This is a genomic window from Leptospira yanagawae serovar Saopaulo str. Sao Paulo = ATCC 700523 (assembly GCF_000332475.2).
Classification (GTDB): Bacteria; Spirochaetota; Leptospiria; order Leptospirales; family Leptospiraceae; genus Leptospira_A; species Leptospira_A yanagawae.
Genome location: NZ_AOGX02000015.1, coordinates 679,986 through 701,441 on the forward strand (window position 1 = coordinate 679,986; position 21,456 = coordinate 701,441).

Below are 21,456 nucleotides of genomic sequence, written 5' to 3' on the forward strand. Positions count from 1 at the left end.
GGTAGTGACGGAGCCACATTCCGCACAAGGTTTAAGATTGTTAATTTTCACATTCATAAAGTCTGCAGTATTTATCTTTGTATTGCATTCGAGCATTCTATATTTACCTGTATGAGTCCGCTTATCGACAGTGCTGTTCATAACTTCCCAAATTCCCTAAAAAACGGGCGAGGGGAAACACTACGATGAAGTTACTTTATATGAAACCCACCCTTTGGGGTCAAAAAAAATTAGGATGTACACACAAAAAGATAAGGAATTTTTCTAAGTTTTTTTTTGCCGAGGTGCAATAGAATTGGAACGAAAATGATAATTAAAAAAAAGATAACTGTAATCAAAAAAATTGAAAAATCATTGTTAGGTGGCATTTTATTGAATAAATGCCCGTTATTAGTCATACGTTATGTGTTAGGTGATATTAAGTTTGGGGGAAAAACCTAGTGTTAGAATTTGAAAATGTGTTCAAATCATTTCACAACGAAGAAGAAACGATTGATGTGTTGAAAAATATTTCATTTCGCATGGAAACTGGTGAATTTGTAGCGATTATCGGCCCTTCTGGATCAGGTAAATCCACTTTACTTGGCGTTGCGGCAGGTCTTGACAAACCAGATTCGGGCATTGTATCCCTGGATGGAATCGATTTAACGAAACAAAATGAATCGAATCTTGCAGATATCAGGGCAGACCAAATCGGTTTTATCTTCCAAAACTTCCAATTATTGCCTGGTTTCAATGCAATTGAAAATGTTGGGATCCCTTTGTATTTAAAATCATCGCTTTCTGAAAAAGAAATTCTGTCAAAAGCAGAAAAAATTTTGGAATCAGTAGCGATGTCACACCGTGCAACCCACTTCCCAAAACAGTTGTCAGGTGGTGAAGAGCAGAGGATTGCCATTGCCAGGAGCTTTGTGAATGATCCCAAAATTATTTTTGCAGATGAACCAACTGCAAACTTAGATTATAAAAATAGTAAAACCATATTGGACTTATTACTCTATCGAAACAAAAAACAAGGCACCACTCTTGTTGTGGTCACTCATGATCCAGATGTGGCAAAACTTGCCGATCGAGTGTTGGAAATGAAGGATGGTGAAATCATATCAGATTCAAAGAATAAAAAATCCTCATTGGGTCCAAAGAATTCTTCCCAATCAAAATCCTCATCACAGAAAAAAACCACCAAACAAGGAAATACGACAAAACAAATAAAGAAGGTGAGTCGATGAAGGCATCCCTTTTTCGTTTTTATTTAAAACGGGAATTGTTTTCTCGTTTTCGGTACTCTCTTCTTATTGTAGTTTCCATTACCCTCGGTGTGGGTTCTGTGATAGGCATCCATTCCTATAAGGACAATACGGCAAATGCCATTAAAAAAGAGGCAAAATCGATTATGGGAGCGGATTTAGCCTTACAATCCCCCCAAGAAATCACGGAATCTGCAAAGGAATTGCTGAAAACACATCTTCCACAAGGTGCAAAAACGAGTAATTCCATCCAATTTTTATCCATGATCTCCAATGAAGTTGGTTCGGAAAATTCTCTTAGTTTTGTGAAAGGGATCGAAACAAGTTACCCGTTTTATGGGGAAATGAAAACAGAACCAGAGAACGCATACCGAAATTTAAAACCCAATCAAGTATTACTCGATGCAAGCCTTGTAGAAAATCTAAAATTAAAACTAGGTGACCGCGTTCGTTTGGGGGATAGCTTACTTGTTCTTGCTGGTGTTGTATTAAAAGAACCAGGTGCTGTTGGATCTTTTGTTGGTTCTGCTCCAGGCTCAATCATTCGGAAAGAGACTGCCATCCAAACTGGACTAGTGCAAAGGGGAAGTCGCATCCGTTATACAGTCTATTTACAATTTCCTGATACAATCGATAGTTTGGAATGGAAGGACAAAGAGTTCGCAGCCTTTATCAAAGAAGATTTAACCATCTATCATAATACGGAAGTCAATTCGGGTTCACAACAGTTTATTAAAAACACATTTGATTATATGGCCCTGCTTGCTCTCGCTGGGTTTTTTCTGGGAGCTATCTCCGTATACACTGCGGTTCGCACAAGATTGTTGGAAAAGCGAAATGAAATTGCGATTCTTATGTGTTTGGGTGCAAAACCAAATGCCATCCTTATATTAGTATTTTCGGAAATACTAATTTTATCTCTTTTAGGGACAAGCTTTGGTTTAGGACTAGGGTATGGCATCCAATCCTTATTGCCTGATATCAGTGGCCTATTGGCTGTAGGTACTCGGACAGGTGTTCTTGGTTTGTCGATATCATCGCTCCTTTGGAGTATAGTTCTCGGTTTGGTATTACCACTTTTAATTTCCATTCCACTTGTCCTTGAAACAAGGTCTGTCAAACCATTAGCGGCATTAAAAGAAGTCGAATCACAAACGAGCGGAAATTTATCAACTTCCTATTGGCAATTTGCTTCCTTTGTTTTGATTTATTTCCTCTTTACAAGCCTAGCTATCTTAGAAACTGAAAGTATCTTCAAAGGGATTCTTTTTACTCTTGTACTCTTAACATTACCCCTCCTTGTGTACGGTTTGTACATGTTTTTGGGTTTTTTATTGCAAAGGGTTTCAAAACTTGGTTGGTTATCTAAAGAATGGAGCCTTGTCACAAAAAAAGTTACAAGAAAATCGGGAGCCCTTCGGCTTTCCATTATCGGACTAGGGTCTGCGCTGTTTATTTTAACACTCTCGCTGATTTTACAAGAAAGTTTACTCGAGTTAAGTGGAGCAAGAGAGATTGAACGTAGGCCCAATATGTTTCTACTCGATATTCGGGAGTCTCAGAAAAATGACCTGCTAACAGCGATTTCATCTTTCCCACTGGAAAAACAATATGTGGCACCTGTGATTGGTGCTCGTTTATCAAAGGTCAATGGAGAACCTGTCAAAAAAGAAGATACTATCAAAAACGCAATGGATCGCAATTGGCGAGCCACCGCAAGGACCAGAGAATACTTTTTATCCTATCGAGATGAGTTGTATGATACCGAAGAGGTGACCAAAGGAAGTTGGTGGGGCCAATCGAGCCAAAATGAAATCTCTGTCGAACGAGATTTTGCGGGTTATTTACAAGCGGGAGTTGGTGACGAGTTGACTTTCAACGTACAAGGAAGGGAAGTATCTGGTAAAATCACAAACCTTCGTTCGGTGAACTGGGCGGATATGAAACCAAATTTTGTGGTGTTATTTTCCAGAGGGATTTTGGAGAGAGCCCCTCGCTTTTATATTGTTTCCTTACTCATTGATTCCAATGAAAACAGATACCAATTGCAAAAAGTGATCGTAAACAAATTCCCGAACATCACAGTCATCGACACAGAAAAAACCATCCAAGCCTTTATGGGGATTTTAGAAAAAGTGACCCAGATGATGGCACTCATGACTGCTTTTATCTTAGCTGCTTCATTTGTTCTTGTATTTACCACTCTCTATGCAAGCCAATCAGAACGGAAACGTGAGTTTGCTTTGTTGCGAGTGATTGGTGCAAACAGCCGTTTTATGGGCAAACACTTTCTTAGAGAGGCCTTACTTGTATCTGTGATTTCATTTTTACTTGGACTCGTGTATTCTGTCGTTTCCAATGAAGTATTGAACCGGTCGGTGCTTGAGTTACGAAGTGTTTATCCTTATGGACAACTCTCACTTGTGTTTCTCGGAATTTGTTTGGTTACTGTGGGTTTGTATGCGATTGGATTATTTAGTTTCTTTCGCATGCCAACAAAGACAGTCTTAAAGGAAATTAAATGATTCGTAGATTTAGTTTGTGAACAGGAATTTTTGAATATGAGTTCTTATGAAATACAATGATGATAACTCAAGTTTAGAAATGGTTTTTCTATTTGCATAAAAACAAAAAAGCCCGGGGTTTGAATCCGGGCTTTCTCATTGAAAGAGATGTATTCGGGATTATTGTGCTACCGAAATAACCTCATCTCGGTTGATTACGTTCACAATATGTTTGTATTCAGGAGAATCCTTTCCATATTTTAATTCAGTGGCACGAAGTAAGTGAACGTTCTTTTTGTAACGATACTTAAAGAGCATATCATCTGGACCTTTAGTCTTTTTGATCATGTTCTCTTCGAAGCTATATGCACTTGCAAGATACTTGTGAGCAGGGTATTCTTTCTCGTTGTCATCGATTTCGATGTAAAGTTCAAGAATTGGGATACACTGAGGAAGGTTTTGTAAGTCATACTCAGCCATGATCCAAGAACGATATACGTCAGAAAGAAGTCTTTTGAACTCAGGTCTTTCTCTTAAGTCAGGGTTTTTAATTTCATCTAAGTGATTGATCGATTTAGAAAAGTAGTTAAGAGCATCTTGTTTTGCTTTCATTTTTTCGCGATAAACAACACGTTCTTCTCTTGCTTTACGATCAACTTTTTGCCAGTACCATTTTTCATCTAAGCGTTTCTTTTCCGCTTCTTCTTTGCGGTACTGCTCTACCCAATCTCTATTTTTCATAATGGTGTTCACACCAGATTGGTAGTTTGAAAGAGCCAAACGGAATTGGTTGTTTGCAAAAGTTTTAGAAAGTTGGTGTAACTCTTGGAACGTTTTGTTATACCCTTTGAAATCAGGGTTCTTCCAAAGAGATTCCTGTTCCATAATTTCTTTCTTTCTTTTCTTTTGGTCTTCAGTGAGTTCCGCATCGTCATTCTCAGGAACGAGTTCGCCTTTGAGAAGTTCGTCGACTTGGTCTTTAGCCGCTTGGCTTTCTTGAGCGTTCGCAGGCTGAGTTTGTGCGAAAAGCACACTAAAGCCGGACACCAGTTGGAGAATAAGGAGATACTTAATAATCTTCATAGTCGTGTGACCCTTTTGTCTCTTTCAATATTTTGAACAAATAGGTTTATCTATTTCTTCAATGAAAGTATCGGTTTGGGAAGAGTCAATAATAACGAATTAAAGAGGAAAAAAACCTAAATGTGAACTTTTTCTTCGCAAACCCTTGGTTTTAAAGGGACATAAGTCGTTCCAGACCTAAAAAATCTCATTCCTTGACAGCTTAGTGAACTAAGGAAGATTGCTCATTGGAGATGAATTTATCCGAAATTACTTCGATCCGAGACGGAAATCCGCAGTGTAAAACCTGTGGGGGAGTGGGCATTACCTTAGCAGAACATGTAAGGGGATCTCGGTCCGGTGCCCTTGTTTTATGCCATTGTATTGGAAGTGAATGTAACACATGTGAGGCGAAAGGGCAACCTCCGTTTATGTCATTCGACAGAAAATTGGACAAAATGCTCCCGTGTGTTTGTCATAATGCCAGGTTTTCCCTTCGCAACTTAGAGAATTTGGTTGAAAAAGCCAATATCCCTCCTCGTTACCGATTCCAATTTTTATCCACAATTGACATTGGGGACACAGCAAACGATCCTGATATGTCCTTTATCATCGCTCATGACTGGGCGAATGAGCTGGTTCATAAGTTTAAAAATGCAGATTTTACACCACAAGGGTTTTACCTTTGGGGGGGAACAGGATCTGGGAAAACGCTGCTCGCCTGTGTCATTTTAAATGAACTCATCTTTCGTTATGGGATCACTTGTAAGTATGCGAAAGTAAACAAAGACTTTTTATCTGCCATCCGAGATACTTACCAATCAGATAGTGAGACCCATGGTCAGGAACGTTCCATTGAACGAGAATTTGCGAATGTAGATGTCCTTGTGATAGATGACTTTGGAGTCCAAAAGGAATCTGAATTCAACAATCGTAAGTTATACGATCTCATAGATAGTCGTTATGAACAAGAAAAACTCACCCTTCTCACATCCAATCACTCACTTGTAGAATGGAGAGATAGAGGCCAAGGTCGGATATATTCGCGACTAATGGAAATGACAAAAGAAATCGAATTAAAATGTCCTGATTATCGTACGAAGTTTGTGAAGAGGTAAGAGTATGAAGTATTCCAATATTGCCTTTTTGTCTTTAGGTTCCAACATTGGTGACAGACACCATTTTATGGACCAGGCAATTTGGGAAATCTCCACCTTACCTGAGTTACAAATACTTAAACAATCAGAACGATTGGAAACAGCTCCACTCGAAAATACCAACCAACCTTATTTTTTAAATCAAATTCTAAAGGTGATGGTTTCTTCTGCCTTCACTTTACCATGCCTTTTGGATTCTCTCCAAGGGATCGAAGACAAACTGGGGCGCAAACGAAGGTCTTGGAAAGGACCACGTGAAATCGATATCGATATCCTTACTTATGAAGCGGTGGTCATGAAAACTGATTTTTTACATTTACCACACCATTCCATTTATTCCAGACCTTTCATCAAGCAGTTGTTAACTGATATGGGTGAAATTGGTGTTTATGCCCTATATACGGAACTCAACCATGAAAAACATTATTCTACAGTATAAAAAGAAATACGATGCGGGAGAACCCATCTCTGTCATCACTTGTTATGATTACACATTTGCAACTCTATTCAATCGCACAGAAGTAGATTGCCTGTTAGTTGGTGATTCACTTGGAATGGTGATCCAAGGAAACCAGTCCACACTACCTGTCACTTTGGATGAAATCATATACCATACAAAGGCCGTCTGCAAAGGGGCACCGGACAAAACCATCATCGCTGATTTGCCATTTTTATCTTATCAAACTTCTTTAGAAGAAGGGATTCGGTCCGCAGGCCGTGTTTTAAAAGAAACGAATGCTTCTTGTGTCAAACTTGAAGGAGATTCTGACTTTATCATAGAACTCACCAAACGGATGACAGAATCGGGGATCCCTGTGTTTGCCCATTTGGGTCTCACTCCCCAATCGGTGCACACTCTCGGAGGACACCGTGTCCAAGGAAAAACGGAAGCAGCTCGGAACAAAATGATCCGCAAAGCAAAAGAACTTTCAGAAGCTGGCGCCTTTGCCTTGTTACTCGAGATGGTTCCAGAATCCTTAGGAAAAGAAATCACGGAATCCATCCGCATTCCCACGATTGGGATTGGTGCAGGGAAATACACATCGGGCCAAGTCCTTGTGATGCAAGACCTATTAGGTCTCAATGAAGACTTTCATCCGAAGTTTTTAAAGAAATTTGGAAACTTAAGTGGTGTGGTAAAAGATGCTGTGAATGCGTATCACAAAGAAGTGACGAAAAGGGAGTATCCTTCCGAAGCCCATGTATTTTTAGATCCATAAACTTCGGAGTCTTTGTTTCGGTTTATTTGCGTTTGTTTGCAGCCTCGGCTAGTTTTTCGAGCATAGGAACCGTAGTTTCCCAAGAGACACAAGCATCCGTGATCGATTGTCCGTAAACCAAAGGTTTGGCATCAATGGATTGGTTTCCTTCTTTTAAATGGCTTTCAATCATCACACCTAAAATGTATTTGCTTCCTTTAGCAAATTGTTCGGCCACGGAGTCCACAACACCTGGTTGTTTGCGAAAATCCTTTTGGCTATTGCCATGAGAACAATCCACCATTACTTTTGGAGAAAGACCAGCTTTTTCAATTTGAGCACCCACTTCATTCACTGACGCCTCATCAAAGTTAGGCCCTTTGTTTCCACCACGTAAGATCACATGCGTGTCTTTGTTTCCTGCAGTTTTGAAAATGGCGCTACTGCCTTGGTTTGTGACAGATAGGAAATGGTGGCTGGAACTTGCCGATCGAATGGCATCCACTGCAATTTGGACATTCCCATCGGTTCCATTTTTGAAACCAATAGGAGCAGAAAGGCCAGAAGCGAGTTCACGGTGTACTTGACTTTCTGTTGTCCTTGCCCCAATCGCTCCCCAAGCAACGAGGTCTGCGATGTATTGTGGTGAAATCACATCTAAAAATTCGGTTCCACATGGGATTCCCATTTTGTTGAGATCAAGTAATAGTTTTCTTGCAAGTTGTAACCCTTTGTTGATATGGAATGATCCATCTAAATCAGGATCGTTGATGAGACCTTTCCAACCAACTGTGGTTCTAGGTTTTTCAAAATACACTCTCATCACTATGAGGAGTTCTTTTTCAAACTCTTTGATTTTTGGTTTTAATTTTTCGGCGTATTCCATCACGGCACTGATGTCGTGAACCGAACATGGTCCAACAACGACTAACATACGTTTGTCGTCTTTCCCGTGAATGATGTCAGAAATTTGGCTTCTGGTTCTCACAACAACATCAGAAGCTTCGTCAGTGAGTGGAAGTTCTTCAATGATGACGGAAGGTGGAATGAGGCTATGTTGTTCTAATATTCTTAAATTTGCTGTTGGTTTCATAATTAATACTTTTGCATGTTTGGATCCACTAAGTCGGAATACGCTAATGTTCCGCCAGCGACGTTTTTGTAAGATTTAAATCCAGCTTGGGCCAAAATCCCACATGCCATACCAGACCTTCCACCAGACCGACAATAAACTAAAATTTCTTTGTCAATTTGGCTTTTGATTTCATCAATGCGAGCAGCAAGTTCACTCACAGGGATAAGTTTGTCCGTACCAGGGACGAGTGCAATTTGTTGTTCGTTTGGATTTCGTACATCCAAAACAAAAAAATCATCTTTTCCTTCTGCTCTTGCATCCAGACGTTTTTTAAAACTGACTACATCGATTTCCGGTACCATTATGTAACTCCGCCCATTTCCTCTAGTTCTATTGTCGCATCTTCCCAACGTTTTGTCAGGAGTGAGATTTCTCTTTTAATATCGTTATAAGTGTCCATTTCCAACTGAAAACTTCTGTTTTTAAAGAACTCTGGGTCTTGTAAAAGTTCCTCTTTGTCCTTTTTATTTTTTTCCAGTCTCTCTATTTGGACTTCCAAATCGGAAATTTCTTTTTCTAATTTTTTCCGTTTGTTTTTGCTCGCTTGGGGATTGGGCTTTTTTTCATCCGATTTTGGCTTTTGGTAGGTTTGGTCCTTCGCGTTTGTCCCCAATTCGTCTTCTTTGTGGAATTTCAGGTAATCGTCAAAACTGCAATTGAGGTTTTTTAATTCCCCACCAGAAAGTTGGAAAGTGCGGTTACAAAGCCCCTTCATAAAGTCTGGGTCGTGGCTGATGATGAGTAAACTTCCTGGAAAATCAATCAGGGCTCGTTTGATGGCTTCTCGGATCACAATGTCCAAGTGGTTTGTGGGTTCGTCTAGGAACAAACAATTGGATGGGTGGTTTACCAGTAACGCCAATCGGAGTCTACTTTGTTCCCCACCTGACAAATGTTTTACGGATTTAAACACTCCGTCACCGGGGAAAGCAAAATGCCCAAGTAGGGTCCTTGCCTTTTCTTCATTGAGTTCTGGGTATTTTTTTAATACTGTTTCGACAAGATTTAAGGATTCATCCAAATCTTCCCCATGGGTTTGCGAAAAATAACCAAGTTTGGTTTTGGGGCCGTAATATAATTTTCCCGTATCGAGTTTGTGTTGTTCTAACAAACAACGCATCAGAGTCGATTTTCCTGCACCATTTGGTCCAACGAGCGCAACTTTGTCACCAGCGGAAATTTCAATCTCAGCATTTTCAAAGATGGTTTTTTTCTCACCGGTATTACGATCAGGGTAAGAAAAGGATGCATGTTCTAAACGAAGGATGATATTACTCGATGGGACAAATTGGAATTGGTAGTCTGGTTTTTGGTTCCAAAAACTATCTTCTGGATTTTCAACTTTATCCCTTTTTTCCAATCGTTTGATCACAGATTGGACTTGTCTTGCTTTGGTGGCTTGGGCACGAAATCGTTCTACCCATTCCATTCTTGTTTTTAAATAGGTTTCTTCTTTTTCAAATTGGACTTTTAGTTTTTCTTGGATTTCATTTTTGGCTTCAAAAAATTCTTCCAAACTCCCTTGGAATTCAAAGGTTCCATGCGGATTGATTTCGATGATCGTGTCTACTGTTTGGTTTAAAAATTCAGGATCATGTGTGACAAGGACAAAGGCTTGGTTTTGAGAAACCAAAAAGTCAGCTAACCAAGATTTGGTTTTGTCATCCAAATGGTTTGTTGGTTCATCCAGAAGTAATAAGTTATGTGGATTGAGTAGGGCTATCGCTAAACCAATTCTGTGGTGGTAACCTGGTGAAAACTCTTTTGTTTTGCGTGAGAAATCTGCTGTGGAAAAACCTAAACCGGAAAGGATTTTTTTGGCCCTAGCTTCGAGACCGTGTAAGTCGTGTAAGTGGGCAAATTCTTCCAATTCACTTTGTTCATGTAACAAAGATTCGAATGCCGGATCTTCATGGTCTGTGGTTTCAAATTTGGATTCGATAATTTTGCGTTTGGAATCGTATTCGGCATACAATTTGTTTTCGTCGAGTACGGTTTCAATCACCGAAGTCTCTGGATTGAATTCTGGAATCTGTTGGAACAGGGAAAGGACGGTGTGTTTGGAGCGAATCACTTCCCCCGATTCGGGTTTCAGTTTGCCTGCGGCCATTTGGAAGAGAGTCGTTTTTCCAGAACCGTTTGGTCCCACAAGGGCGACTCGGCAACCTGGTTTGATATGCCAGCTGAATCCCTCAAAGAGGACTTTGGGGCCGAAGTGTTGGTGGATTTGGATGAATTGGATCAAGGCGTTTGCGAAAACCCGCCGTTTCGGCGGGGAATTTAGGAGGGACTAACCTTATTTCTTGGCTAGGAGTTCCGCCTTTCTTTCGCGAAGGTGTTTCACATAAAGGCTTGATTCGCCGTTCATGGTTTCAACCGACTTTTTAATGGCTGAGTCAATTTCCTCGACCGTCATTTTCGCGATTTTTTTGTTCTTCTTTTCTTTTTCTTCTGACATGGAAGTTTTCCCCTTTTAGGTACGTCACTGAGATTCTTCCAGGGTTTCCTCTCGAATCGAGACGGCAAGAAAAATAAGACAAAAATACGGACAAGTGGCAAACTGACCGCATGAAACGGATCCGTCGATTTTTCAGCGAAGTGTATTTGTATGATGTCCATGGCCTTGCCTCCGAACTTTCGTTTACCTTCCTTTTAACCCTATTTCCTTTACTCGTTGTGTTTGTGACACTACTCGGGCTTTTGCAAGACCCAAGGACGATCAATTTGATGACGGACCAAATTGGCAAATTTTTGCCGGCACCAATATTCCAACCCATCGACAAAAGTGTAGAAAATCTAACCAAAGTTAAAAGTTACAATGTGATCGCCATAAGCATTGCCATTTCTTTTGTTTCGAGTCTTACCATTTTTGGAACCATTTCCAAAGCCCTTCGATTCATTTCACGGGATGAAACCAAAGTGGGTTTTATCGCTTCTCAATGGATTAATTTTCGTTTGCTTGTTATTTCCCTTGTTTTGTTGGTTTTGTATTTTTATTTAACGTACGGAATTGTTTCCATTGAACGAATGTTATTTAAATCGTTTCGGTTTTCTTTTTTCCGTAACAACCCATACCTTTCTGTATCACTCATCATTTTACCATATAGCATTGGATTATTTACCTTCTATTATGCTTATATCACAAAAGCAAAAACTACTTTAAAAGAAAATTTGCCAGGTGCGATTTTTGCATCATTACTTGTTCTTGGGATGAGTTTTGGATTTCAGTTTTATCTCAAAATGAAAAACGTGGGTGTGAACTATTCTTATGCATATGATTTGATTTCAAAAATGGTGGTGTTGATGTTATACACGTATATAAACTCCACGTTTTTTATCTGGGGATTTTTATGGAACCAAGTGCTTGCTGATGACCGAGGGAAAAAATCTCAATCTAAAAAATAATCAGGTTCTAATATCCTTGGACAGTAAGAGATGATGATACCAAAATAATGTCTCGCCAACGAATGAAATAACCATTCACCACCGGACGATAAAATATCATCGGCATCTAAATCTGTGTATCCTCTTTTATGGAACAATTGGTCAAGACTCCAATTTTCTTCCCCGGGGATCACTTGGACTTTTAGGTGTGCATAAAATTTATTTTCTAGGTGGTGGTAACGAAAGACAATGGCTCTACCACCTAACGGATTTCTGATGGTGAATGTCAACCAAGATGGAAAATCATTGTCTGGTTCAGAACTTAAATGGTATAATTCCCAACCAATGTCTTTCGCATTTCCAAAAAATTCTTGGAAACTGGAAGTGAAGGCAGATTGGTATTCAGCGGTAATTCCCATGCCTAAATGAATTCATTTTACAATCCCATTTTTTAGGCAAACCCTATCTCTTTTTTTTGCTTTGGGATCGGATTCCTAAGAATCATTTTTACTCAATTCAAAACAAATTCAGGTTTCCTAAACAAGGGAAGTCCTTATGATGGGAACTCGAGGTTCGCCGCCATGATCGAAACCATCAACATCAATTGGCCAAGTGGTGCCATCGACCCAACCATCCATTGCCCCGCCTGCGGGAGTATGGTGCTCAGTCCTTTGGAAGAAGAGGGGCCTGGTTGCCATCACATTCAATTCATCATTGATAGCGAATCAGGTGAATTTAACTACATCACCGAATCATTTGATGAAATCCTAAAGGAATTTCGAAAACCAGATGTGGAAGAATTTGATGAATGGGATGCTACAGAAAGTTTTTTAGAAGAAGCCGAATCCAATACATTCTATGTGATGAATCTCATTTTACCAAGTAATGTTTCGATGGAAGATGATCCTGTTTGTTTACGGATCGGATATGAATTATTTTTTACGGAAGACCAAGAAGAATTATATGAGGAATTGGAAAGAAGACATGACGAGGAGGGTTTGCATGACCATAGCCAAAATTAAACAAAAGAAATCTTTATTCACGGGAGTGCTTTTGGCATTTTTGTTTTTGACCAATTGTCTCATTGGTTACAAAGACTATCCAAAAATTTTACCACTTCCTTCCGAAGAAAAAACTTTAGACACAAATTTTGTGTATGTACTTCCTACGTTCCCTCAGCTGAATTTGGGTGGAAGAGAAGCTCTCAAAAATTACTTTGAAAACAAAACTAGATTCAAAAAAACAACAGAAGGGGTTGATGTTCCTAAGACTGGTTATTTGGTGAACGTGAAGGTGAACTATCGTTCTCCTACTCCCATTGCCACAGCATTTTTAGGAGTTTCTACTCTCACAGCAACATTTTTACCTGCTTGGTCGACACAAGATGGATATGATGTACAATACATCCTTTACAAAGATGGTAAAAAAGTTGGAACTTATGATTACCATATCTTTCGTAACTATGCCCAATGGATATTCTTCATCCCTATCTCTTGGTACAATTTTGAAACTGCGACTGAAAAAGAAGTATTTGAGCGTATGACCTTAAAATTCTTTGAGGATGCAAAAGAACATTTTTAAATCATTTGGATCACTCATTTCAAATCTTCCATGAATTTGTTTGGGGTTTTTGGCCCGGTGTATTCATTGTATTTGGAGTGGGTTTTTTTGTTGGTTACTTAGCTTCCTTCCTCGGGCTCGGGGGAGGATTTATATATACTCCCTTTTTTCATAGTTTTTTTCATTTAACCGCTGTTCAAGCTGTTGCTGTCTCCCTCGCTCAAATGCCTGTTTCTGCTCTGTCAGGACTCTATGTGTATTATCAGAATAACAAAATCCGTTGGAAACAAGGGTTTTTGTTACTTGTCACATCCATTCCAGCAGCACAGTATACGGCCTTTGCTTTTGGAAGGTTTGAAGATACCACTTTCGGCAAACAATTGTACTACGGAATTCCACTTTCAGAATTTGTATATTTGTTTGTGTTTACAATTTTTTTAGGAATCCTTGCGACTTATAATTTGATCACCTCACTAAAAAAACGCAAACGATACTACGAATCATTGCCTATCCTCAATTCCGAATTGAATGCAAAACTACAGAACTCTGAAAAACGAACCAATTTGGTTGGTCCAAATCCGAATGAATCAATCATAAATGAAAAAAACCAGGAAGATCAGTTTCGTTTTTCTAAAAAATCTATCTCCATCGTTTTACTCGTTGGAGTTTTTTTTGGGATGTTTTCTTCGCTATTTGGAATTGGTGGTGGTTTTTTAGCAGTTCCATTATTTGTTTATTATTTTCGAATGAGTCCTGTAGAGGCAGTTGCTACATCGTTTTTAGGAATCTTTTTAACTTCTTTCGGAACCACGGTTCAATTTCTATTGTTAGGAAAATTACATTGGGAACTTGCTCTTATTGGAAGTTTTGGAGGAATTTTTGGTGCAAGGATTGGTTCTCTTAAGGCAGTGAATGCAAAACCATATACCATCTTACTTGTTACTTCTTTCTTTCAATTTTTAGTAGTGGTATGGTATTTAGTCGCTAAACTTCCAAAATTTTAGTTCTGAAAACTAAGTTGCAATCTTTGGCCGATCGTCTAAATTGGGTAACCGAAAAACATGAAGCCAAGTTTTCCTGAAGCACAGTTAGTAGATACACCCAATGGAAAAGTACCAAAGTTGTATAGTTGTGCCGAATGCCGTAGCGGGGCAGGTTTGGATTTTTCCTTTTCCATGGCTTTCCAACCCATAGTCGATTGGAACCAAAAGAAAATTTACTCACATGAAGCTTTGGTCAGAGGAACCCAAGGAGAATCCGCGTATTCCATTTTATCAAAGGTAAACCAAAACAATCGTTACCAATTTAATCAGTCTTGTCGGATCAAAGCAATCCAACTCGCAAGCCAAATCCAAATTCCATCTTTACTCAATATTAATTTTTTACCAAATGCAGTTTACCAACCAGAGACTTGCATCCGTACCACTTTGGAAGCAAGTAGAGAATACAATTTTCCTTTGAACCGTCTCGTATTCGAGCTTACAGAAGGGGAAGAAGTCCAAGACCATAATCATATCATCAATATTTTTAAAGCTTACCAAAAGTATGGGTTTTTGACAGCCATTGATGATTTTGGTTCTGGTTACTCAGGCCTCAACTTACTGGCAAAGTTCCAACCTGACATCATCAAGTTGGATATGGAACTCATTCGAAATATCCATATCAATTCTGTAGCACAAAAATTAACGAAAGCGATAGCAGGTGTTTGTCGTGAGATTGGCATTGCTGTGATTGCGGAAGGTGTGGAAACAATTGAGGAACTAAAAGTCCTTGTGGACATGGGTATCAATTTGTACCAAGGTTATTTGTTTTCAAAACCTGCGTTTGAGTCCGCAGGTGAACTTCATTTCCCAAATATCGCAACGTAATACCAAAACCTTTTGGTAACAAAACCAAACAAAAGGTTTTAAACTAAAAAACTTTTTAAATCCCTTCTATAGGAATCAAATCGGTAGGAACTTCGGCCAAGCCTAGCGATCAATTGGATTTCTTGGGTGGGTTTGAGTTTCAGGATTTGTTTTAATTCTTTGGTAAACAAACGACTTTCTGGATAATCTTCCACCGCTTGGTTCATGGTATGAAAGGCTATGTTTTTCACGGAACAAGAAAGAGTGTACCGCATCAAATCTCTACCGGTCTCAATCCAAGTGGTTTCATCATCCTTTCCCTCAGAGAGAAAAAAGACTAAGGCTTTCGCGGAGTGAACTTGTGATGAAAACATACTGATTGCCGCTTGTTTCGAATCTTCCGAATGCCAAACCTCTTTTGATAGATCCACAAAAAACTTTTTAGCAATCCATAGTTTGATTCCAGACAAACCATTTGCTTCTAAGGTCAATCCATCTCGGTTTTCTAAGATCGATGTTTCACTCAATCGAAACCATCTTCGATTGAGTTCGTTGGAAACATACCGATTGGTTTCCATGGCAAATGCGTTTTCTAACACTGGTAAAATGGCTCTTAATTCATTTACATCATTTGTCCATTTCATTTGGTTTTTGAAAGGAAGTGCAAAAGAATGTAATCCTTCTAATTCTTCTTTGGTTAATATCTCACCTGAATATACCGATCGATTCATCCTTCGATCCCTTACACCAGCAAATAAAAAATCGTGAACACATTTGGTTTTGGGTTTTAAAGAAACTTTTGCAATTGGAAATTTTGAAAATGTTTTTGCATATGGTTTTCCATTGGGAAAAAGTTTGATTGTTGTATCAAACATCAGTGAATCAGCAGTTAGGTGGCATAACTCTAAAAAACAACCTTGGGTATGGTAAAATTGACGATTGATGGGATCTATTTCAGGTAGTTGTTTTTCGCCATCTCCAAAAAGGTAAAACTCAAAATCAGATATCTTTTTGAATTTCCAAGGTTGGGAATTATGAGAGTTCGGGGCGAGGATGGCAGTGAGTAAAACTTGGTCGATGGGGTTTGTGTAACCAAGTGATTCTGCATAAGCGATTGGGTTTTCCCTGTGCTGTTTGTTCTCTTCACTGCCAAATGCATAGAGATTTTTTTGTAACGAGGTAAATGAAATGAGGCTACCAAACGCCAAACTTTTTTTTAAAAAACTTTCTCTACTATGTTTCATCTTTTTCCTGGTAATTCAAACAATCTCTTTATGAATCGGAGTCTAATTTCAAATGTCAACCAACTCTGAAGTATTTCCCATCGATATCGTTTCCGATGTAGCCTGTCCCTGGTGTTATGTTGGTAAAAAGAAACTAGAAAAAGCTTTGGCACAGGTTGGCAATTCCATCACACCAGAAGTCCGATGGCGCCCCTTCCAACTTTCTCCTGAGATTCCGGAAGAAGGAATTGATTACAAATTGCACCTAACACAAAAATTTGGAAGTTTGGATCGATTGGATGGAGCATGGAAACGACTCACGGATATAGGAAAAGAGATTGGAATCAACTTCCAATTCCAAAATATCCCAAAAGCCACAAATACATTAGTCTTACATGCACTTGTAGCGGCCCTTCCCACATTGGAAGAACAACAGAATTTGGTAGAACGATTTTTTGCAGCGAACTTTGAAAACGGTTTGGACCTAACAGACAAAGAAGTAGTTTGGAATGTGACAGAACCAGTTTACAAAGACAGAACCCGTTTTGAAGCCATTTACAATGATGGCAATTTGAAACAAGAAATCCAAAAAGAAATCCAATATTACCATCAAAATGGAATTAGTGGGGTTCCTTACTTTATCATTGGTGGCAAATATGCTGTGAGCGGAGCGCAAGACACTTCTGTTTTTGTTGAAGTCATTGAGACTGTCATAAAAGAACGAGAATCCGAAAATAAGGATCAATAAATTTCCGAAACATCTTGACTCGCCAGTCAAGATTCTAAATTCTAAGAATCCGAAGTCATACTATGAGAAAAGTCATCCATTTTTTTGTTTATAAACCGCTAGTTGCCAACCTAGTCTTTATCTTTTTATTCCTTGCGGGGATCATCTCTGTCCTTTCGATGAAACGAGAAGCTTTTCCACGTGTAAACTTTCGTCAGGTGAGAGTTCTAACAGTGTATCCTGGGGCAAGTCCTGTGGATGTGGAAAAAAAAGTTACGATTCCCATTGAAGAGAAGTTACGTGAAGTAGAGGGTCTCAATTCTGTTCGTTCCATCTCAAGAAACTCTGAATCTGATATCAGTATCAAAATTGATTTGGAACACAGTAATCCAGATGGAGTTGTAAATGATATCCGACGAGCGGTAGACCGAGTCACAAATTTACCAACTCAGGTAAAAGACAGACCCATTGTAACAGAACAAAAAAGTTCCAACTTCCCGGTTTTGGAAATTGCCATCCATGGTGCCATGGATGAGATGGAACTACAAGAGATGGGGCGTTTCATCGAAGATGAAATGCGTAAGGTGTCGGGAGTTTCGCGTGTGGATGCTTTCGGGAAAAGGAAAGAAGAATGGCGCATTCGAGTGGATCCCGACCTTAAAAAAAGGTACACCATTGGTTTTGCAGACATCATCAATGCCATCTCCAAACGGAATATCAGTGTTCCCGCAGGATCTTTTTTAAGACCCATCACACAAGACATTCGTGTGACAGGTGAGATCAACGAAATCAATGACATAAAAAATATTCCGATCCGCTCCAATGAAACAGGGAACACAATTTTATTATCGCAAGTTGCCAATGTAAAAGATACTTACGAAAGACCTAGAGTTCTTGCTGTTGTGAATGGGGAGCCTGCTTATGTGCTTCAAATCATCAAAAAAGACAGTGCTGACATCATACGGACTGTTGAAGCAGTTCAGGGAAGAATTGCTGAACTAAAAAAACAAATTCCAGCTAACATCCAATTTACGGAACTAAATAACGAAGGGGCAAGGGCTCTGAAACGATTGGATGTTGTGATCACAAACTCATTACAAGGATTGTTATTGGTTGTGGTGGTTCTGATTCTATTTTTTAGTTTTAAAGATTCACTTTTAACAAGTATTTCGTTGCCACTTACCTTATTTGCTGCAACGATCGCGTTCCCAATCTTTGATGTGTCTTTTAATTTGGTTTCCATGCTTGGGATCATCATTTCACTAGGGATGCTCGTAGACAATAGTATCATCATTTCAGAAAATATCTATAAGTATCGATCCAAAAATTATGATTCTAGAGAAGCAGCAGTACTAGGTGCCAGCGAACTCTTTGTTCCCATCATTGGTTCTTATCTAACAACGGTTGCCGCGTTTTTACCGATGGCATTTATGTCTGGGATTATGGGGAAATTCATTTGGCAAATTCCTTTTATGGTGATTGTGGCACTCACCTTATCACTTTTTGAATCCTTTTTATTGTTACCAGTGCGTTATGCCCAGTTCACTTCCAATGAAACCAAAAAAAGATCCAAACATAGGGAAAGGTTTCGTTCTGCATTAGAAAATGGGTTTGAATCTTTAAAAACAAAATTCACAAACTTCATCACTAAGGTGGTCGGTAGGCCTTTCCTTGCTCTTGGATGTATCCTCATCGTGTTTTTGTCATCATGTGGACTCGTTGGTCTCATGAATTTTAATTTGTTTCCAAAAGAAGGGATTGATTATGTATTAGTGAGAGCAGAATTCCCACCTGATTTTTCTGCCCAAGAGACCGCAAAACAACTGCAATACTTCCAACCGATTTTAGATAAAATTCCAAAATCAGAAGTCCAAAGTGTGATTTTAAAAATTGGAATCCAACAAACTGACCCAACAGACCCACTCACAAGGATAGGGGAACAGTTAGGAATGGCTCAAATCATCCTGATTCCTGAAACAGAACGGAATCGCACGGCCCAAGAAATTTTTGGAGAACTGGAACCCGAACTGAAAAAATTACCAAATGCAATTTCTGTTATGGTGGATTTGGTTGTGAATGGCCCGCCGATTGGTGCGGCAGTAACCGTTGCCATCGAAGGCCGTGATTACAAAACCTTAAAACTCATCTCAAATGAAATGCAGGATTTTTTACGAAAACAAGAAGGTGTCATCAATATCAATGACGATTACAAACCTGGTAGAGAAGAAATCCAAATCCGGGTAAAGGACACTGCCTCTGCCATCACTGGGATTGATACAGAAATCACTGCCTACTATGTGAGAACAGCGATGGAAGGATTGGAAGCATCCAACCTGCGAAAAGGAAAAGATGAAGTGAGGATCATCATCCAAAACGATGATCGTTTCCGAGATGGGATAGAAGATTTAGATTCCATTCGGATCTCCAATAAATTTGGCCTCCTAACACCGATTACAGCTGTGACAACAAAAACAACCGTACAGGGAATTGAAGCATTGTATCATAATGATTATGAAAAAGCGATCACTGTCCTTGCAGATGTGAATGAAGCCATTACCAGTTCTTCGATCGTCAATGGAAAAATCGAAGATGAGTTTGGCAGTATTGGAAAAAAATACCCTGGTTACAAAATCAAATTTCGAGGGGAACAGGAAGAAACGGCCAAATCCATGATATCCTTGTTAGTTGCAGGGGTGTTGGCATTTTTTGGGATTTTTGCCATCCTTGCGATTATCTTTAACAGTATCAAAAAACCAGTGTTGATCATCCTTTCGATTCCATTGGGATTTGTGGGTGTGGTGTTCGGATTTTTAATTTCAGGGAAAGCTCTTAGTTTTCTTGCTATGATAGGAATCATAGGACTTGCAGGTGTGATCGTAAACGCCTCGATTGTGTTAGTTGACACAATTGAAGAATTTCAGTCAAGAGGAGAGGGCCTTTTGGAATCTCTCATCACAGCATCTTCGGAACGATTTCGTCCCATCCTTGTGACTACAATGACAACCATGGCAGGGATGATTCCAACAGCCTACGCGATCGGAGGTTCGGATCCACTTCTCATACCAATGACATTGTCTCTCGCTTGGGGGCTTGGTTTTGGAACCTTTGGGTCATTGATTTTTATCCCAGCAAGTTTTTCTGCGTATTACAAACTAAGAAAACGAGCATGAGGATTTGATTTGTTTTATTTGATGGGAAAACTTTGGATCAGTTTGTAGATCCAAAGTCTTTTTAACCTCAATTCAAATCGACGGCATTGAATTCACTAATAATGATTGAGAACTTCTTCGGCAAAACCTAATATGTTCTCGAGTTTGATTTTTTTCCCATCATCTAAAACAACAGTTCCATTAAATGTTCCAAACACTTGGTGTTGGACGGATTTGATGATAAGAAAATTCATATAAGAGTTTCGGTCCACGATTGGTTTAAAATCCAAATCCAAACGATTGTCATTCGAACGGAATTTCCAAGGCGCCATGTAATCATTTGTATTGATGATGAATTCTACTTCGTCTAACTTGTGGATTTTACCATCATACAAAATCACATTTTCGGAAGCAGGCGTACGATCCGAAAACCCATACCCTAAGTTGAGTCCAAATGGTTTTCCAGCAATCCAAGCGGATACAGAACTCCAATACCAACGATTTTTGTAAGTCCAAACCCCTCTTCCCCAATCTAACGCACCAAAGTCGGTCTTTGCATCGAACTTGTAATGAGTATTTCCTACTCTGACTTGTCCCTCCGCAGGCATACAATTGATTTTGGTATTATAGTAGAAGGCCTTTCGGTTTTCTTTCCAAGAGGTGGCTATGTTCATTGTATCCATTTTCGGTTCTTTTAATTCAATTTTTCCTTGGATCCCTTTGGAACCATCAGGTGTTAGGAATTGTTCAGATCCAAATTCTAATGTACGTTTACCATCTTTTGTTTCAAAACGTAAGTGTAATTTTTTGTCTTGGAAAGCGACAACTCCAAGATCATTCACTTTTGGAAATCCAGTTTTACCTAAAGGAACTACGGACAAAGTATCAATTTGTTGGAATGTTCCTTTTTTAAAATCCAAAAAACAGATTGCAAATAGTCCCGCATAACCTAGATCAGATGCTGTTAAGGTGATTCCAAATTCTTTTGTAGGGGAGAGGATCGAATAATAATCCCATTCTTTGATCCGAAGTTTTGAGGCGGCAATATTTTCTCGGTTATAAGTCCAAAGTGGTGAACGTGCCCAACCTTCTTCAGTAATGGTTCCATCTGCGGTTAATAAAGGGATTTGTTTTTTGATTTCAGGCATGAACCGATTCAAAACCAATCATAACATTCGACCAGAAGTTTTTTCCGATTTCCTAAGAGCGAATTGACAGAAAATGAATTCTATCTGAGAATCGGATTCGCTCATTCTCCACAA

General features: G+C 39.2%; 21 protein-coding genes. 13 read left to right on the plus strand and 8 right to left on the minus strand.

What is annotated here, in order from left to right:
- The first annotated feature begins 306 nt into the window (after window positions 1-306).
- The 3 genes from LEP1GSC202_RS20360 to LEP1GSC202_RS06935 are packed head-to-tail and all read left to right on the plus strand — an operon-like array spanning window position 307 to window position 3,772.
- On the plus strand, window positions 307-441 hold the full coding sequence (locus LEP1GSC202_RS20360) for a hypothetical protein (RefSeq protein ID WP_015676391.1): 135 nt from the start codon (window positions 307-309) through the stop codon (window positions 439-441).
- Window positions 441-1,229 (plus strand): ABC transporter ATP-binding protein, encoded by a 789-nt coding sequence (locus tag LEP1GSC202_RS06930; RefSeq protein ID WP_015677571.1) that lies wholly within the window; start codon window positions 441-443, stop codon window positions 1,227-1,229. The genes LEP1GSC202_RS20360 and LEP1GSC202_RS06930 overlap by 1 nt, the downstream gene beginning before the upstream one ends.
- The gene (locus tag LEP1GSC202_RS06935; protein ID WP_015676843.1) at window positions 1,226-3,772 is read left to right on the plus strand and encodes an ABC transporter permease; all 2,547 of its coding nucleotides are present in this window, start codon (window positions 1,226-1,228) and stop codon (window positions 3,770-3,772) included. Before LEP1GSC202_RS06930 ends, LEP1GSC202_RS06935 begins: the two co-directional genes overlap by 4 nt.
- Window positions 3,773-3,931: 159 nt before the next feature.
- Here the strand turns inward: LEP1GSC202_RS06935 and fcpA are convergent, their stop codons facing one another.
- The gene (gene fcpA, locus LEP1GSC202_RS06940) at window positions 3,932-4,834 is read right to left on the minus strand and encodes a flagellar coiling protein FcpA (protein ID WP_039928323.1); all 903 of its coding nucleotides are present in this window, start codon (window positions 4,832-4,834) and stop codon (window positions 3,932-3,934) included.
- Window positions 4,835-5,067: 233 nt separating this feature from the next.
- Here fcpA and LEP1GSC202_RS06945 point away from each other — a divergent pair, with 233 nt between their 5' ends.
- Genes LEP1GSC202_RS06945 through panB form a run of 3 tightly spaced genes read left to right on the plus strand, consistent with a single transcriptional unit; the run spans window position 5,068 to window position 7,190 of the window.
- Window positions 5,068-5,931 carry an ATP-binding protein gene (locus LEP1GSC202_RS06945; protein ID WP_039928324.1) on the plus strand — a complete coding sequence of 288 codons (864 nt, stop codon included), beginning with the start codon at window positions 5,068-5,070 and terminating at the stop codon, window positions 5,929-5,931.
- Between the two features lie 4 nt (window positions 5,932-5,935).
- Window positions 5,936-6,409, plus strand: coding sequence for a 2-amino-4-hydroxy-6-hydroxymethyldihydropteridine diphosphokinase (gene folK, locus LEP1GSC202_RS06950; protein WP_015676701.1), 474 nt, complete (start codon window positions 5,936-5,938; stop codon window positions 6,407-6,409).
- The gene (panB, locus tag LEP1GSC202_RS06955; protein ID WP_015677358.1) at window positions 6,384-7,190 is read left to right on the plus strand and encodes a 3-methyl-2-oxobutanoate hydroxymethyltransferase; all 807 of its coding nucleotides are present in this window, start codon (window positions 6,384-6,386) and stop codon (window positions 7,188-7,190) included. The genes folK and panB overlap by 26 nt, the downstream gene beginning before the upstream one ends.
- Window positions 7,191-7,212: 22 nt before the next feature.
- Here the strand turns inward: panB and LEP1GSC202_RS06960 are convergent, their stop codons facing one another.
- The 4 genes from LEP1GSC202_RS06960 to LEP1GSC202_RS20010 are packed head-to-tail and all read right to left on the minus strand — an operon-like array spanning window position 7,213 to window position 10,762.
- Entirely contained in the window at window positions 7,213-8,262 is a 1,050-nt protein-coding gene (locus LEP1GSC202_RS06960; RefSeq protein ID WP_015676832.1) for a 3-deoxy-7-phosphoheptulonate synthase, read from the minus strand.
- Between the two features lie 2 nt (window positions 8,263-8,264).
- A complete protein-coding gene (locus LEP1GSC202_RS06965) occupies window positions 8,265-8,606 on the minus strand; it encodes a rhodanese-like domain-containing protein (protein ID WP_015677413.1) in 342 nt (113 codons plus the stop codon).
- Window positions 8,606-10,549, minus strand: a complete 1,944-nt coding sequence (locus LEP1GSC202_RS06970; protein ID WP_015676983.1) for an ABC-F family ATP-binding cassette domain-containing protein — start codon at window positions 10,547-10,549, stop codon at window positions 8,606-8,608. The genes LEP1GSC202_RS06965 and LEP1GSC202_RS06970 overlap by 1 nt, the downstream gene beginning before the upstream one ends.
- Before the next feature lie 51 nt (window positions 10,550-10,600).
- Window positions 10,601-10,762 (minus strand): hypothetical protein, encoded by a 162-nt coding sequence (locus LEP1GSC202_RS20010; RefSeq protein WP_012387307.1) that lies wholly within the window; start codon window positions 10,760-10,762, stop codon window positions 10,601-10,603.
- A gap of 110 nt (window positions 10,763-10,872) precedes the next feature.
- Between LEP1GSC202_RS20010 and LEP1GSC202_RS06975 the strand changes: the two genes are divergently transcribed.
- On the plus strand, window positions 10,873-11,709 hold the full coding sequence (locus LEP1GSC202_RS06975) for a YihY/virulence factor BrkB family protein (protein WP_015677076.1): 837 nt from the start codon (window positions 10,873-10,875) through the stop codon (window positions 11,707-11,709).
- Here the strand turns inward: LEP1GSC202_RS06975 and LEP1GSC202_RS06980 are convergent.
- Entirely contained in the window at window positions 11,694-12,107 is a 414-nt protein-coding gene (locus LEP1GSC202_RS06980) for a hypothetical protein (RefSeq protein ID WP_015676465.1), read from the minus strand. The genes LEP1GSC202_RS06975 and LEP1GSC202_RS06980 overlap by 16 nt on opposite strands.
- A 162-nt stretch (window positions 12,108-12,269) precedes the next feature.
- On the opposite strand from LEP1GSC202_RS06980, the gene LEP1GSC202_RS06985 reads away from it, so the two are divergent.
- The 4 genes from LEP1GSC202_RS06985 to LEP1GSC202_RS07000 are packed head-to-tail and all read left to right on the plus strand — an operon-like array spanning window position 12,270 to window position 15,116.
- A complete protein-coding gene (locus LEP1GSC202_RS06985; protein ID WP_015676639.1) occupies window positions 12,270-12,710 on the plus strand; it encodes a hypothetical protein in 441 nt (146 codons plus the stop codon).
- Window positions 12,691-13,269, plus strand: a complete 579-nt coding sequence (locus LEP1GSC202_RS06990) for an LIC12231 family lipoprotein (RefSeq protein ID WP_015676816.1) — start codon at window positions 12,691-12,693, stop codon at window positions 13,267-13,269. Before LEP1GSC202_RS06985 ends, LEP1GSC202_RS06990 begins: the two co-directional genes overlap by 20 nt.
- Before the next feature lie 5 nt (window positions 13,270-13,274).
- Window positions 13,275-14,252: a sulfite exporter TauE/SafE family protein gene (locus tag LEP1GSC202_RS06995; protein WP_015677134.1), complete on the plus strand. Its 978-nt coding sequence runs from the start codon at window positions 13,275-13,277 to the stop codon at window positions 14,250-14,252.
- Between the two features lie 57 nt (window positions 14,253-14,309).
- Entirely contained in the window at window positions 14,310-15,116 is an 807-nt protein-coding gene (locus tag LEP1GSC202_RS07000; RefSeq protein ID WP_015676408.1) for an EAL domain-containing protein, read from the plus strand.
- Window positions 15,117-15,154: 38 nt separating this feature from the next.
- Here LEP1GSC202_RS07000 and LEP1GSC202_RS07005 read toward each other — a convergent pair whose 3' ends face one another.
- Window positions 15,155-16,339 carry an Acg family FMN-binding oxidoreductase gene (locus LEP1GSC202_RS07005; protein WP_015677185.1) on the minus strand — a complete coding sequence of 395 codons (1,185 nt, stop codon included), beginning with the start codon at window positions 16,337-16,339 and terminating at the stop codon, window positions 15,155-15,157.
- A gap of 52 nt (window positions 16,340-16,391) precedes the next feature.
- On the opposite strand from LEP1GSC202_RS07005, the gene LEP1GSC202_RS07010 reads away from it, so the two are divergent.
- Both LEP1GSC202_RS07010 and LEP1GSC202_RS07015 read left to right on the plus strand, forming a co-directional pair.
- Window positions 16,392-17,066, plus strand: a complete 675-nt coding sequence (locus LEP1GSC202_RS07010; RefSeq protein WP_015676771.1) for a DsbA family oxidoreductase — start codon at window positions 16,392-16,394, stop codon at window positions 17,064-17,066.
- A 62-nt stretch (window positions 17,067-17,128) separates the two neighbouring features.
- Window positions 17,129-20,215, plus strand: coding sequence for an efflux RND transporter permease subunit (locus LEP1GSC202_RS07015; protein WP_015676891.1), 3,087 nt, complete (start codon window positions 17,129-17,131; stop codon window positions 20,213-20,215).
- A 95-nt stretch (window positions 20,216-20,310) separates the two neighbouring features.
- Here the strand turns inward: LEP1GSC202_RS07015 and LEP1GSC202_RS07020 are convergent, their stop codons facing one another.
- Window positions 20,311-21,342: a DUF2804 domain-containing protein gene (locus LEP1GSC202_RS07020; protein WP_015677610.1), complete on the minus strand. Its 1,032-nt coding sequence runs from the start codon at window positions 21,340-21,342 to the stop codon at window positions 20,311-20,313.
- Window positions 21,343-21,456 lie beyond the last annotated feature (114 nt).